The sequence below is a fragment of the Moraxella lacunata genome (assembly GCF_002027545.1).
In the GTDB taxonomy this organism is placed as follows: Bacteria; Pseudomonadota; Gammaproteobacteria; order Pseudomonadales; family Moraxellaceae; genus Moraxella; species Moraxella lacunata.
Window position 1 is genome coordinate 1 of sequence record NZ_MXAN01000045.1, and the last position, 14,375, is coordinate 14,375.

The following is a 14,375-nucleotide window of genomic DNA, read 5'->3' on the forward strand; positions in this document are numbered from 1 at the left end:
GTTAAGTTAGATGAATTACCGTTCCAAAAAACCTACCCAAATCTACCCAAAGGCAAATTTAGCGTTTTCTTCCTACTTCATCGCTTGTTGCCCTTGCTATTTGGCGTAGGTCTTACATAAGCTCCATAGGCATTTTAAAATTGGGGATAGAACTCACCCGCCAAGGTTTTTGTTAAGATAAGTTTAAAATCTTATCCGCTTTGTTTAAAATGTTGATACTGGCGTTGATGTCCCTATCGTGGTTTGTGTTGCAGTTGGGGCAAGTCCAGTTTCTAACAGATAAAGGTAATTCATCACCAAACTTCATCAATACAATGTCTTTTCGTGGGCGGATGACGGGGCAAAACAGCAGGGCAGGCTACACCCCTTGGAGCGACTACAAGATAATACTGGGCTGTCAGGGGTCATCAATCATAAAGGCGATGTCATCATTCCTGCCTTGTACAAAGACATAGAGCTGTGGGATGAGTATGTCATCGTTACAACCGATGACGGTCAGTATGGCGTGCTGTCTTATGAGAACAAATGGCTCATCAAGCCCCAAGCTCATCGCCTAAAACCGATGAATTCGGGGGTGTATTTTGGTGGGTTGTCGTTTGGGCTTTAAGGGTGTCTGTGGATGATGTTATGATTGATGTTAGCGTGTCACAGCTTGGTGCCTTTATCCATCTTGCCAAAACAGGGGGCATGAGCCAGTCCGCCCATGCGTTGGGTATCTCACAGCCGACCTTGTCTCGGCATATTGCCAGCTTAGAAAATATTCTTGGACAGGTGCTGATTGACCGCACGCACCGCCCGATGAGACTTACCGAAGCTGGCGAGTTTTTCTTTGAACACGTCCAAAAAAGCGTGGGCGAGCTTAACGAGCTTATCCTACTCACCCAAAAATTTGGCAAAACTGCCCACAGTTTGACCATCGGCTTTGTGGCATCAGTTTTGTATGGGCGACTGCCCGAGATTATCGGCAAACTAAAACAACACCTGCCAAACCTTGACATTCGCCTGATTGAGATAAGCTCAAACGAGCAAATGCACGCCCTAAAAACAGGGCAGATTGATGTGGGCTTTGGGCGGTTTTTGTCGTCAGATGGGTTTATTTGCCAAACTTTTTTGACGGACGAAAAGCTCGTGGTTGCTTTGCCGATGACTCATGTGCTTGCCAAGCAGTCGCAAATCTCCCTAAAAACACTCGCCCAAGAGACGCTTATTACCTATCATCGCACACCTTTGGTGGTGGGCGAAAAAACCCTTGACCCATTACTAAACATCTTTTATCAAAAAAACATCAGTCCCAAATCCACCAAACACGCCCGAGACATCCAAATCGCCCTAGGACTGGTGTCAGCAGGCGAAGGCATGACATTTGTCCCTGAGAGCCTAAGTACCGTCCGCAGTCATCAAATCGCCTACCTGCCCCTAGCCGACCATGCCGTCTCGCCCATCTACCTTAACACACTCGCCACCACCCAACACCCCCACATATCAGCCCTGCTAAACGCCATTCATGCCGTGTATGATGATAATTTGTAACAAAATATGTCAAAATAATAAGAATTATTCTTGATTTTACAAATAACTATGCAAAAAATTAATAAAACAGGTGTAGATTATGTGATTTTTGGCAGATAGTATGCAGTTTTTGTATAATATTAGTATTTTTAATATGATATTTTATAAAAATTAAAAAATATAAGATAAAGACAAATGGATTTTTTGTAGTTATACTAATAGTCAAAGAACTTTGAAATTACCAAAATTTATGATATGTAGCGTAAGGACGTGCTGAGCACGTCCTTTGATGATAGCAGTTTTTTGGGCGTGCTCAGCACGCCCCTACAAAGATTGTGGTAAATATCAAGTTTGTTGGGTGCATAACGCCAACCATTCACTCACAGCCAGCTTTTTAGTTGAAATTTTAAGGATAAATGCCATGAGTCTCCCATCCGCAGGTCTAACCTTCCGCCAAGCCGTCCAAGCCGAAAAACCCCTACAAGTCGTTGGCACGATTAACGCCAACCATGCCCTACTTGCCAAACGAGCAGGCTTTAAAGCCATTTATCTGTCAGGCGGTGGCGTGGCGGCAGGGTCGCTTGGCTTGCCTGATTTGGGCATTAGTAACCTTGACGATGTTTTGACCGATGTTCGCCGTATTACCGATGTGTGCGATTTACCGCTATTGGTGGATGCTGACACAGGGTTTGGGGCGAGTGCCTTTAACATGGCTCGCACGACCAAATCGCTCATCAAATTTGGGGCGGCAGCCATGCACATTGAAGACCAAGTCGGTGCCAAACGCTGTGGACACCGCCCAAACAAGGCAGTCGTTAGCACCGCAGAAATGGTGGATAGAATCAAAGCAGCGGTGGACGCTCGCACCGATGAGAACTTTGTCATCATGGCTCGCACCGATGCCCTTGCCGTAGAAGGCTTGGAATCCGCCATTGAGCGAGCGTGTGCCTATGTGGAAGCAGGGGCGGATATGCTGTTTCCAGAGGCGATTACCGATTTGTCAATGTACAAACAATTTGCTGATGCGACAAATGTGCCGATTTTGGCGAACATTACCGAATTTGGTTCAACCCCACTTTATACCACCGATGAGCTGGCAAGTGTTGATGTGTCGCTGGCGTTGTATCCACTTTCGGCATTTCGGGCGATGAATAAGGCGGCGGAAACGGTTTATAATGCCCTACGCACGGACGGCACACAAAAAAATGTCGTGGATATCATGCAAACCCGTTCAGAATTATACGAACGCATTAATTATCATCAATTTGAAGACTATTTGGATAATGCATTTAAGAAATAAATATTTGAACTTATTTAAATATCCCCATTAAGTTTTAAAAAGGATATTTAAAAAACGGATAATTACCAAAAAATAATTATCCCAAAACCGATAATTTATTTAACCCTTTTTAGCCATTAAATAAATTATCATTTCCCATTAAGGACAAAAGGAACACTGCTATGAGTGAACAAACCCTACCCAAAATTGACGGCTTTAAGCCCAAAAAATCAGTCGCCCTAAGCGGACAAATTGCAGGTAATACCGCCCTTTGTACCGTTGGTAAATCGGGCAATGATTTGCATTATCGTGGTTATGATATTTTGGATTTGGCAAATAACTGCGAATATGAAGAAATCGCTCATCTTTTAATTCACGGACATTTGCCAAACCGCTATGAGTTAATTGCCTACAAGCAAAAATTAAAATCAATGCGAGGACTCCCAATTCGGGTCATTGAAGTATTAGAAAGTTTGCCTGCTCATACACACCCAATGGATGTTTTGCGGACGGGCGTTTCAATGCTGGGCTGTGTATTTCCAGAGCGAGAAAGTATGCCAACCAGTGAAGCCCGTGATATTGCTGATAAATTATTGGCGTCTCTTGGTTCTATTCTTTTGTATTGGTATCAATATAGCCACAATGGCAAACGCATTAGCGTGGAGAGTGAAGAAGATTCTATTGGCGGACATTTCTTGCATTTATTGCACGGCGAGCGACCTGATGAATACCACAGAAAGGCGATGCATATTAGCCTAATCTTATATGCCGAGCACGAATTTAATGCGTCCACATTTACTAGTCGAGTCATTGCAGGAACAGGCTCGGATATGTATTCTTGTATTTGCGGAGCGATTGGGGCGTTAAAAGGCTCGAAACACGGCGGAGCCAATGAAGTCGCTTATGACATTCAAAAACGCTATCGCACACCTGATGAAGCCGAAGCCGATATTAAAGAACGCATTGCCAAAAAAGAAATTATCATTGGTTTTGGACACCCTGTTTATACCACAGGCGACCCACGAAATGAAGTGATTAAACAAGTCGCCAAAGATTTAAGTGAAGAAACAGGCGATATGCGACTCTTTGACATTGCCGAGCGATTAGAATCGGTAATGTGGGACGAGAAAAAAATGTTCCCGAATTTGGATTGGTTCTCGGCGGTGTCTTATCAAAAAATGGGCGTGCCTACCGCAATGTTTACCCCATTATTTGTAATGGCTCGCACCGCAGGTTGGTCAGCCCATATCTTGGAGCAACGCGCGGACGGTAAAATTATCCGCCCAAGTGCCAATTATACAGGCCCTGAGAATTTAAAATTTGTGCCGATGAATGAGCGGTAATTAAATAAAACAAGGGCATATTTTTAATTGGGAAAATGTGCCTTTGTTTTTAAGATTTTGCATTAAGGTGATTTTTTATGAACAAAAAAGAAATGGCTCTTGAATTATTGGGCGAAGTATTAAATGAATTAGATAAGCCAAATGGCAAAGTTGCTATTTCTGTACAGAAACTATCAAGAGCAACAGAATTGCTTGATGAAAAAGAGTTATTGGCTTGGACTAAGATTCAGTTGGCTGACCCAGAGTATATATTACCATTACAAAAACTCTTTGTAAGTGTTAATGAGCTACAAGAAAATGGTGTTGTAAATTTAAATTATGAAAACCCAAAAGTAAAAGTTATTTTAGACCCAATTATATCATTAAATATCAGTACAAAAGACTTAAATAAATTTTATCAATTTAAATCTGTTGAGTCATCTGGTGGTTTAAATTCGATTGGTTTTATAGAGCAAAAAATAGATATACTTGCAAAAAGTAAAAAAGGTAATGACCAAACATACTATATTACTAATTTACAAGAACATCTGGAATATATAAAAGTTTATACTTATAAAATTGCTACAAAATTATTTAATCAGCTCAAATTTGAAGGTACAACACAATCTAGTTTTGATATTCTAAGAATAGCAGTAGATGACAAATTACTAGATATAAATCCAGAAATTGCTGAACAGTTGATGATTGCTTTTAAAAATTCCACTTCAAATAACAAAGAAGAATTATCCCAAGTTCTTACAACTTGTCGTAGATTACTAGAAAAATTAGCTGATACGCTATATCCAGCAACTGATGAAGTCATTAACGGTAGAACTTTTAAACCAAATCAATACATTAACCGATTATGGCGTTTTATGGATATAAATATCCAATCGGATAGCAACAAGGATTTAGCAAAGGCACATATAGACCTTTTGGGTTCTTGGTTGCAAAAATCCTACGCCTTAACTTGCAAGGGTGTTCATTCTGATGTTTCTCAATTAGAAACAACTAAAACAGTTTTTCATATCTATTTATTATTGGCGGATATTTTGGAATTTATCCAACCAAATGCTAGACAGGAAAAAATATCTATCAACCAAGCCAGTTTAGATGAATTGGAAGCTGTATTAGGGGTATCAAGAAAAGTTGCAAAAGAAATCATTAAAGCGAGAGTAAAATTAGGAAGTCTTTCAGAAAAGGGCTTTTCAGAAATTGAAGGCATTGGTTCAAAAGTATTGAATATTGCCAAAGAAAATTTTATTTTTTAATATGTTAATAGCTTTTTTCACAGCCAAAGAAAAGGAAACTTAGCAATGAAAAACTACCGCAAACCTCTACCAAACACCGAGCTACATTATTATGATGTAGAACAAGCGATTAACGACATTCGCCCCAATGCCTATGAACGCTTGCCCTACACCGCCAAAGTGCTTGCCGAACAGCTGGTTCGTCATTCACACGATGACCCAAAATTAGGCGAGTATTTGGCACAACTTATTGATAATAAACAAGAATTAGACTTTGCTTGGTATCCTTGTCGGGTGGTGTGCCACGACATTTTGGGGCAAACCGCCCTTGTGGATTTGGCAGGGCTACGAGATGCGATTGCCAAAGCAGGGGGCGACCCGTCCAAAGTCAATCCTGTGGTGCAAACTCAGCTGATTGTTGACCACTCGCTTGCGGTGGAACACGGGGGCGATGACCCTGACGCCTTTGCCAAAAACCGTGCCATTGAAGACCGCCGAAACGATGACCGTTTTGACTTTATCAACTGGACAAAAACCGCCTTTAAAAATGTCGATGTGATTCCTGCTGGCAACGGCATTATGCACCAAATCAACTTAGAGAAAATGTCGCCTGTGGTGCAAATCAAAGACGGCATTGCATTTCCTGACACCTGTGTTGGCACGGACAGCCATACGCCGCATACGGACGCATTGGGTGTGATTTCGGTGGGCGTGGGCGGTCTGGAAGCCGAATGCGTAATGCTTGGACAGCCGTCAATGATGCGTACGCCTGACATTGTGGGCGTGCATTTGACGGGTAAACGCCAAGCAGGGATTACAGCGACCGACATTGTCTTGGCATTGACCGAGTTTTTACGAGCCGAGCGAGTGGTTGGGGCTTATCTTGAATTTTTTGGCGAAGGGGCGGACAGTCTGTCGGTGGGCGACAGAGCGACCATTGCCAATATGACCCCTGAATATGGGGCAACCGCAGGGCTATTTTATATTGACCAAAACACGCTAGATTATCTCACCTTGACAGGGCGAGAGCCAAGCCAAGTCAAATTGGTGGAACAATATGCCAAAACCGTTGGGCTGTGGGCGGATAAAATGACAAAGGCGGTCTATCCACGCGTTTTGCAATTTGATTTATCAAAGGTAACTCGTAATATCGCAGGTCCATCTAACCCACACGCACGCGTGGCAACGGCAGATTTAAAGGCAAAAGGCATTGCAGGAGTGGTAGAAAATCGCACAGACGGACTAATGCCTGACGGGGCGGTGATTATCGCAGCGATTACAAGCTGTACCAATACTTCCAACCCAAGAAACACCGTTGCCGCAGGATTATTGGCGAAAAAGGCAAATGAACTTGGGCTTGTTCGTAAACCTTGGGTCAAATCGTCCTTTGCCCCTGGTTCTAAGGTTGCTCGCCTTTATTTAATCGAGGCAGGATTATTGTCCGAGCTTGAAAAATTGGGCTTTGGCATTGTTGCTTATGCCTGCACCACTTGTAATGGTATGAGCGGTGCATTACGACCAGAGATTGAACAAGAAATCATCGACCGAGATTTGTACGCCACAGCCGTCTTGTCGGGCAATCGCAACTTTGACGGACGCATTCACCCACAAGCAAAACAAGCGTTTTTGGCAAGTCCGCCCTTAGTCGTGGCGTATGCGATTGCGGGGACGATTCGTTTTGACATTGAAAATGACCCATTGGGCTATCACAATGGCGAGCCGATTTATCTAAAAGACATTTATCCAAGCGATGATGAAATTGATGACATTGTGGCAAAATGCGTGAGACCTGAGCAATTTCGTGAAATTTATATCCCAATGTTTGATTTGGATAAATCACAAAAAGCAAGCAGTCCGCTTTACACTTGGCGTGAACAATCCACTTATATCCGCCGTCCGCCTTATTGGGAAGGGGCATTGGCGAAAGAATGCCAATTACAAAACTTACGACCGCTTGCCATTTTGCCTGATAATATCACCACCGACCATTTATCGCCGTCCAATGCCATTGTCAAAAATTCGGCGGCGGGCGAATATCTTGCCAAAATGGGCGTGCCAGAAGAAGATTTTAACAGCTATGCCACGCACAGGGGCGACCATTTGACCGCACAACGGGCGACTTTGGCAAATCCCAAACTCTTTAATGAAATGGTGCGAAACGAAGACGGCACGGTGCGTCAAGGCTCTTGGGCTCGCATTGAACCAGACGGTACGGTTGTGCGAATGTGGGAAGCAATTGAGACCTATATGGAGCGGGGTCAGCCTTTAATCATCATTGCAGGGGCGGACTATGGGCAAGGGTCAAGCCGAGACTGGGCGGCAAAAGGCGTGCGACTGGCAGGCGTGGAAGTGATTGTCGCAGAAGGCTTTGAACGCATTCATCGCACCAACCTTGTGGGAATGGGCGTGTTGCCACTACAATTTATAAACGGTCAAAATCGCCATACGCTAAAATTGGACGGTACGGAAATTTATGCGATTAAGGGCGATATTTCGGCTCGCTGTACTTTGGATTTGGTCATTCAAAGACAAAATGGCGAGACCGAAACCGTGCCTGTATTATGTCGCCTTGATAGTGATAGCGATGTTAAAACTTATAAGGCGGGGGGTGTGTTAAGGGAGTTTGCGGGGAGGTTTTTGGATAAAAAATAAACTTCCATATTGTGGCTAGCTTGAAAAGTTTGGGTTAGCCACAATGAATACCTATTATTTATTTGTTTTTGGAAACAAAATATGACTAGACTAAACCCAACAAATGCAACAAAACGCCGACTGTATTTACTTTCTGGCAATGAGTGTGCCTTTCCTACCTGCAATCAAAGATTAACTGATGAAAATGGCGATTTTATAGGTGAAATATGCCATATTGAAGGAGCGAATGAAGGTGGGGAAAGATATAATCCTTTTCAGACAGATGAAGAGAGAAGGGATATATCTAACCTAATTTTATTATGTCCAAACCATCATAAAATAACCGATAACGAAGAAATTTATACAGTTGAGTATTTAAAGGAAATAAAGCGAAATCACGAAAGTAATTTTCTTTACTCCGATAATGATGATGTGCCTAGTGATTACTTATATCAAAAAACAATATACCCACAAAATTTATTTAAAATTACTGAAAATTGTGAATCCTATCAAAACTACTTTTCAGATATTTTAGAGTTTATTAAATGTTTTGAAAGGGTATCAATCTCAGCTAGAAAATACTATGCTCACTGTATTATTAATGCAGACATGGATGGTCTTTCTTTATCATTTGACCCAAGAGTGATTGAAAGAAAACTCACTATTAATCGTAACCATAGTGCAGAATTATATATGGAATTGGTAAATGAATGCCTACTTAGAGAGTGGAATGATGAAAATTACCCAAAAGAAGTTATAGGACGTTTCTCTTGCGGAAATTCCAAATATTTAGATAGTAAAAATACTCAATATTTCTTACAAGAATTACAAACTTTAGAACCAAAAATAATATTAGATATTTTTGAAAATTTAAATTTTTCTCATTTAGAATTACCATAAATAAAGGTGCGTAATACGCACCTTACGCCCCACACCAAAAGGAATAAGGAACTTAAAATGCAAACCCCAACCCCCGCCACTTATATGCGTGGTGGCACATCAAAAGGCATATTTTTTAATTTGGCGGATTTGCCAAAGCCTTGCCAAGTGGCAGGGCAGGCACGAGACGCATTTTTACTCCGTGTCGTGGGCAGTCCTGACCCCTATGGCAAGCAGATTGACGGTATGGGCAATGGTTCATCAAGCACGTCCAAAGTGGCGATTATCTCACCTTGTACGGACGGTACGCACGATGTCAATTATCTGTTTGGGCAGGTGGCGATTGATAAAGCGATGATTGATTGGTCAGGCAACTGTGGTAATTTGACAGGGGCGGTGGGGGCGTTTGCCATTACCAATGGCTTGGTACAGGCGGATAAAATCCCTGATAACGGCATTTGCACGGTCAAGATTTATCAGCAAAACATTGGCAAAACCATTATCGCCCACATTCCTATCAAGGACGGACAAGTCCAAGAAACGGGCGATTTTGAGCTTGACGGCGTAACCTTCCCCGCCAGTGAAGTTAAGATAGAATTTATTGACCCTGTGGACGATGACGGCGAGATGTTCCCTACAGGCAATTTAAAGGACAGACTTAGCGTGCCTGATGTGGGCGAATTTGACGTTACCTTTATTAACGCTGGCATTCCCACGATATTTTTAAGAGCGTCTGATTTGGGTTTTACAGGTACGGAATTGCAAAAAGACATTAATTCCAATGGCGAGATTTTAGCCAAATTAGAAAAAATCCGAGCCTATGGAGCGGTACAAATGGGTTTAATCAGCCACATTGATGAAGCCCAAACACGCCAGCACACCCCAAAAATCGCTTGGGTTGCACCCCCTGCCGACTATGTTTCATCAAGTGGCAAAACCGTCAAGGCGGACGACATTCATCTACTGGTGCGAGCGATGAGCATGGGGCAGTTGCACCACGCCATGATGGGAACAGCGTCTGTGGCAATCGGCACGGCAGGCACAATCGTTGGCACGCTTGTTAATGACGTGGCAGGCGGTCAAGAGCTAAATGAGGTGTGCTTTGGACACCCATCAGGCACGCTCACGGTGGGCGGTCAGTCCGAGTGTGTAAATGGTAAATGGCTCGCTCGTAAGGTATCCATGAGCCGTTCGGCACGGCGGTTGATGGTGGGGCAGGTGTTTGTGCCTGAGGATAGTTTTTGACAGATTAAAATGTATATATACTCAACAAACTTAAAATTACCACGAATGCAATGATGCTTGGATGTAGGGGCGTGCTGTGCACGCCTATAAAAATGACAACATTAAAAGACGTGCTCATCACGTCCCTACAAACCCGTAGTAAAAATTGAGTTTGCTAGGTATAAATGAAGTCAGTTCAAACCCCAAAGTAAGAAAACTTTGGGGTTTGTGTTCTAAACCTTTGTCGTTATTTTTAGCAAAACCCATGAAAATTTGCTATAATAATGCATTTTTATCATCAGTCTAGCACCGTGATTTTACGCACTTACATGATACGCCAAGTTGCCACGACCACCGCCCTTGTTTTAGGGTTTTTGGTGATCATGCTGTTGGGCGGTCGCCTGATACGTTATTTTGGCATTGCTGCCGAAGGGGGGCTGGATGTCGGGGTGCTGTGGACACTCATCGGCTATAACTTGCCTTATTTTTTGGAATTGATTTTTCCTTTGTCCTTTTTTATCGGGCTTATGCTGGTGTTTGGACGACTGTATGCCGACCATGAGATGGCGGTGCTAAATGCAGGCGGGATAAGCCGTGGGGCGGTGTCAAGGCGGATTTTGCCGTTGGTGGTGGTGGTGTTTGTCATGCAGGGTTTTATCACGCTCATCGGTAAGCCATGGGGCGTGGCAAAGGCGACCAACATTTGGCAAGAGCAGTCGGTGGTGGAGATTTTTGATTTGATTCGCACCAAAGAGTTCATCAGCAGTGGCGACTATCATCTATATGTGGGCGAAGTGGGCGATGAGCGTGAATTTTTAAAAGACGTCATCGTCATTCAGATGAATGATAACAAGCAAGCAGAGCATGCCAACACACCAACCACGCAGACGGCCATAGAGCAGGGCGACCTGCTACACGCTGATAACCTAGACACGAGCAAAATCCCAAGCGAGCTACTATCCAACAAAGACACCATTATCCTAGCCAAATCCGCAACCCAAGTGCCGACCGCTACGCATGATGGCTCGGTGGTGCTTGACTTGCACGAAGGGCGACGTTATGAAGTGGACACCGCCAGTCGTCAGTACAGCCAAGTGGGCTTTGGGCGGTATCGCATTCATCTGACGGACAAAAGCGAGAATCAAGGACGCCCGATGAAGATAGAAGGCATTGCCACAAGCGAGCTTTTGGGCGTGCGTGGGGTGCAAGGCGAGATAACCCTAAAAAACAGCACGTTTAGCCCACAGCAGGTGCGTGCCGAGCTCGGTTATCGTTTGTCGTTGCCGTTTTTGATGATTATCGCTGTGTTACTTGCCACACCGCTTGCAACCGTGCGACCCCGTCAAGGCAGATGGCTCAAACTCATCCCTGCGATGTTTATTTTCGTGGCGAACGTGCTGATATTGATTTCCCTAAAAGAGAGTATTGCCAAAGGCAAGATTGGCGTGTACATCTATCCTGTGGCATTGGTGCTGTTCATCGCCTTTGCCTTGTATCTAAATTATCATGACCGTATCGTGGCACAGCTTCGCCGAAATCGTATCAGTCGCCAAAGTCATCAGCAATCAGGGCAGGGGGCATCATGAAAGCATGGATTTTACCCCGTTATGTCATCCGCTCGGCACTGTTTGCCATGATGGGAGCGGTGGTGGGCTTGTGGCTATTGCAAATCATCTTTGCCTATCTGTCCGAGCTTGAAAACTTATCTGAGACTTATACTTATCTTGACGCGTTACGCTTTATTTTGTACCGTTCGCCTTATTTTTTGGTGCAGTTTATCCCCACAGGGGCGTTACTGGGGGCGGTGATAGGGCTTGGACTGCTGGCGGGCAACAGCGAGCTTGTGGTCATGCGAGCGTCTGGGGTGAGCGTGTACCGCATTATCGGGTATGCGATGTTGCCAGCGTTTTTATTTGTGGTCATCTCATTGGCGGTCAATCAATTTATCCTGCCCACAACCAACCAAAAAGCGTCGCAGATAGCCACGCATACCGCCACGACCGATAAGCTCTTTACGGTCAATGGCTACTGGGCAGTGAATGACACCGAGCAAGGGCAAGAGATTGTCTATATCAGTTATGCTGACTCGGACGGCAAACTGGGGGCAACCAAACGTTACTATCTGGATAAAGGGGCGAATCTGACGGGGGCGACCCGTGCAGGCAGTGGCGCGTTCCACGAGCAGGCAGGCGATGATTATCAGTGGCAACTGACTGACGTGGCACAGCTGACCGTAGGCGATACGGGTGTCTCTCGCAGTTTTGACACGCACAAGACCTTATCACTGCCCCTTGCTCCGAGTGATGTTCATCTTTTGACCAAAGAAGCCGAAGATTTGTCCTTGACCGACCTATACGCTCATCATCAGCTCATGAGTCATCAAGGCAAACGCTCGTTACGCCACGAAGTCGCCTTTTGGCAAAAGCTCTTATCCCCCTTTACTGTGCTGTCATTGGTGCTGGTGGCGTCGTCCTTTGTGTTTGGGTCGTTGCGTTCGCAAGGGCTTGGCTTGCGGATTGTCATGGCGTTATTGACAGGGCTGTTATTTAGCTATTTGACCGATTTGACAGGGTTTGTGGCATTGGCGACAGGGCTTTCCCCGTTTTTTATGGCGTTATTGCCGATTATTATTAGTGCTGGCGTGGGGATTTATCTACTGCAAAGACGGCAATAAAAATGGGCGGGAGATTGCCCATTTTTATGGTTATTTTTAAATTAAAAATCAAATTTGCCATTTAGTGTATGGCAAATCATTACAAGCTCAATAATATAAGGGTGTAGGGGCGTGCTGAGCACGCCTTGTAAAATTGTCAAAGGCTGTCCAAAGTAAGCCTTTCAAAGCGTATGGCGAATATTAAGCCCGTTAGGGTCATGATATGATTAATCACGCCTTATTTTGATGAGCGAGTAATCTTATTATCACGAAATACCAAACCGCTATTAGGAAAATCAAGTTCGGTTAAGCGTTTTAATTCACCAAAGGCACGGTTATTTTTATCTATCATCAGCCCATTTTCTTTGGTTTGATAAATGGACGCCACATCTGCCGAGACGAATTTACCGTCAGTTTGCATGGTGACATTGACAATGGGGGCAATGCCGTTTAGTCCACGCACATTAAACGCCCCATAAGTATTAAAATTCCCCAAACTGTACGCAATAAAACGGTCTTTATAGACTTCTACCGCCCGAGTTACGTGCGGGCCATGCCCGATGACGATGTCCGCCCCCACATCGATGAGACTGTGGGAGAATTTATAGACATCGCCACGATTTTCATTTAAATACATCTCGGTGGTTTTGGGGACACGCACATGATTTGCCCCTTCGGCGCCGCCATGAAATGAGACGATGACGATGTCCACTTTTTTATCCAGCTCTTTGACATAGCGTTTGGCGGTCTCTAAGTCATTGATAGAGAGTGTACCGATGTTTGGGGCAAAGGCGACCATGCCGTATTTTACGCCATTTTTGGTGAATGTGGTTGTGGGCTTGGACAGCAGTCCGGCAGAGTAGATACCGACATCAGCGAGTGTGTTTTTGGTGCTGGTACGTCCGATGTCGCCAAAGTCGCCTGTGTGGTTATTGGCAAGGCTTAACACATTAAACCCTGCGTCCTTGATGATTTTGGCGTAGCGGGTTGGCATACGAAAGGCATAGCAAGTCATGGGTTTGGGCTGACCTGTCTCGGGGTCTATGGCAGGCGTGTTGGGGCATTTGGTGGAGTTGCCTTCGTCTAGCAGTACCCCTTCTAAGTTGCCAAAGACCACATCGCCTTTTAGGTAGGGTTTGACGTATTTAAAGCTATCACGACCGTCATTGGGCGGTAAAAAGCCCACATTGGGAAAGGACGACCCTATCATGATGTCGCCCACTGCCACGATGTTGATAAGTCCGTCTTTATTCGGTGTGGCGGTGTCATCGCCATGACCAAATAACAAATCATCATCGCTGATGATTATCTCATCACTGACGATGGTGCTACTGCCTTGATTGGGGTTGTATTCAAAATCATCAACTTTGCGGGCGACATAGCTCACCACGTCATTTTTATAAGTTGTGGCGGTGTAAGTCACCGTATCGCCAAAGTCAGCGATTTTTTGTGAAAAGTGCGTCTGGGTCTCGGCACTGCATGATTGGCATAAGATACCCACTGTCACAAAACACAGTAATGATAATCTTGTCATAAAAATTCTCCTTAATGTCTACTTCAATCTCAACTTAAAGTTACAAATTATTGATTTCCAGTGATTATTTTTCGGGTTGTAGATACCATAAACC

Annotated in this window: 12 protein-coding genes; 10 read left to right on the plus strand and 2 right to left on the minus strand. The window is 44.3% G+C overall.

Annotation, left to right across the window (positions count from 1 at the left end):
• Nucleotides 1-172 precede the first annotated feature (172 nt).
• Nucleotides 173-307 carry a transposase gene (locus B5J94_RS06580; protein ID WP_228144546.1) on the minus strand — a complete coding sequence of 45 codons (135 nt, stop codon included), beginning with the start codon at nucleotides 305-307 and terminating at the stop codon, nucleotides 173-175.
• A gap of 60 nt (nucleotides 308-367) precedes the next feature.
• On the opposite strand from B5J94_RS06580, the gene B5J94_RS06585 reads away from it, so the two are divergent.
• The 10 genes from B5J94_RS06585 to lptG all read left to right on the plus strand — a co-directional run bounded on the left by B5J94_RS06585 (nucleotide 368) and on the right by lptG (nucleotide 12,768).
• The gene (locus tag B5J94_RS06585; RefSeq protein WP_062499218.1) at nucleotides 368-607 is read left to right on the plus strand and encodes a WG repeat-containing protein; all 240 of its coding nucleotides are present in this window, start codon (nucleotides 368-370) and stop codon (nucleotides 605-607) included.
• A complete protein-coding gene (locus B5J94_RS06590; protein WP_211271063.1) occupies nucleotides 526-1,530 on the plus strand; it encodes a LysR family transcriptional regulator in 1,005 nt (334 codons plus the stop codon). The genes B5J94_RS06585 and B5J94_RS06590 overlap by 82 nt, the downstream gene beginning before the upstream one ends.
• A gap of 400 nt (nucleotides 1,531-1,930) precedes the next feature.
• Nucleotides 1,931-2,809, plus strand: coding sequence for a methylisocitrate lyase (gene prpB / locus B5J94_RS06595; RefSeq protein ID WP_062499217.1), 879 nt, complete (start codon nucleotides 1,931-1,933; stop codon nucleotides 2,807-2,809).
• A 161-nt stretch (nucleotides 2,810-2,970) separates the two neighbouring features.
• The gene (gene prpC, locus B5J94_RS06600) at nucleotides 2,971-4,131 is read left to right on the plus strand and encodes a bifunctional 2-methylcitrate synthase/citrate synthase (RefSeq protein WP_062499216.1); all 1,161 of its coding nucleotides are present in this window, start codon (nucleotides 2,971-2,973) and stop codon (nucleotides 4,129-4,131) included.
• 77 nt (nucleotides 4,132-4,208) lie between these two features.
• Entirely contained in the window at nucleotides 4,209-5,381 is a 1,173-nt protein-coding gene (locus B5J94_RS06605) for a ComEA family DNA-binding protein (protein WP_062499215.1), read from the plus strand.
• A 45-nt stretch (nucleotides 5,382-5,426) separates the two neighbouring features.
• A complete protein-coding gene (gene acnD / locus B5J94_RS06610; protein WP_062499214.1) occupies nucleotides 5,427-8,012 on the plus strand; it encodes a Fe/S-dependent 2-methylisocitrate dehydratase AcnD in 2,586 nt (861 codons plus the stop codon).
• Nucleotides 8,013-8,093: 81 nt separating this feature from the next.
• Nucleotides 8,094-8,891: an HNH endonuclease gene (locus B5J94_RS06615; protein WP_062499213.1), complete on the plus strand. Its 798-nt coding sequence runs from the start codon at nucleotides 8,094-8,096 to the stop codon at nucleotides 8,889-8,891.
• A 57-nt stretch (nucleotides 8,892-8,948) separates the two neighbouring features.
• Nucleotides 8,949-10,115, plus strand: coding sequence for a 2-methylaconitate cis-trans isomerase PrpF (gene prpF, locus B5J94_RS06620; RefSeq protein ID WP_062499212.1), 1,167 nt, complete (start codon nucleotides 8,949-8,951; stop codon nucleotides 10,113-10,115).
• Nucleotides 10,116-10,378: 263 nt separating this feature from the next.
• Nucleotides 10,379-11,680 carry an LPS export ABC transporter permease LptF gene (locus B5J94_RS06625; RefSeq protein ID WP_062499211.1) on the plus strand — a complete coding sequence of 434 codons (1,302 nt, stop codon included), beginning with the start codon at nucleotides 10,379-10,381 and terminating at the stop codon, nucleotides 11,678-11,680.
• The gene (lptG, locus tag B5J94_RS06630) at nucleotides 11,677-12,768 is read left to right on the plus strand and encodes an LPS export ABC transporter permease LptG (protein WP_062499210.1); all 1,092 of its coding nucleotides are present in this window, start codon (nucleotides 11,677-11,679) and stop codon (nucleotides 12,766-12,768) included. The genes B5J94_RS06625 and lptG overlap by 4 nt, the downstream gene beginning before the upstream one ends.
• Nucleotides 12,769-12,985: 217 nt before the next feature.
• Here the strand turns inward: lptG and B5J94_RS06635 are convergent, their stop codons facing one another.
• Nucleotides 12,986-14,281: a CapA family protein gene (locus tag B5J94_RS06635; protein WP_062499209.1), complete on the minus strand. Its 1,296-nt coding sequence runs from the start codon at nucleotides 14,279-14,281 to the stop codon at nucleotides 12,986-12,988.
• Between the last annotated feature and the right edge of the window lie 94 nt (nucleotides 14,282-14,375).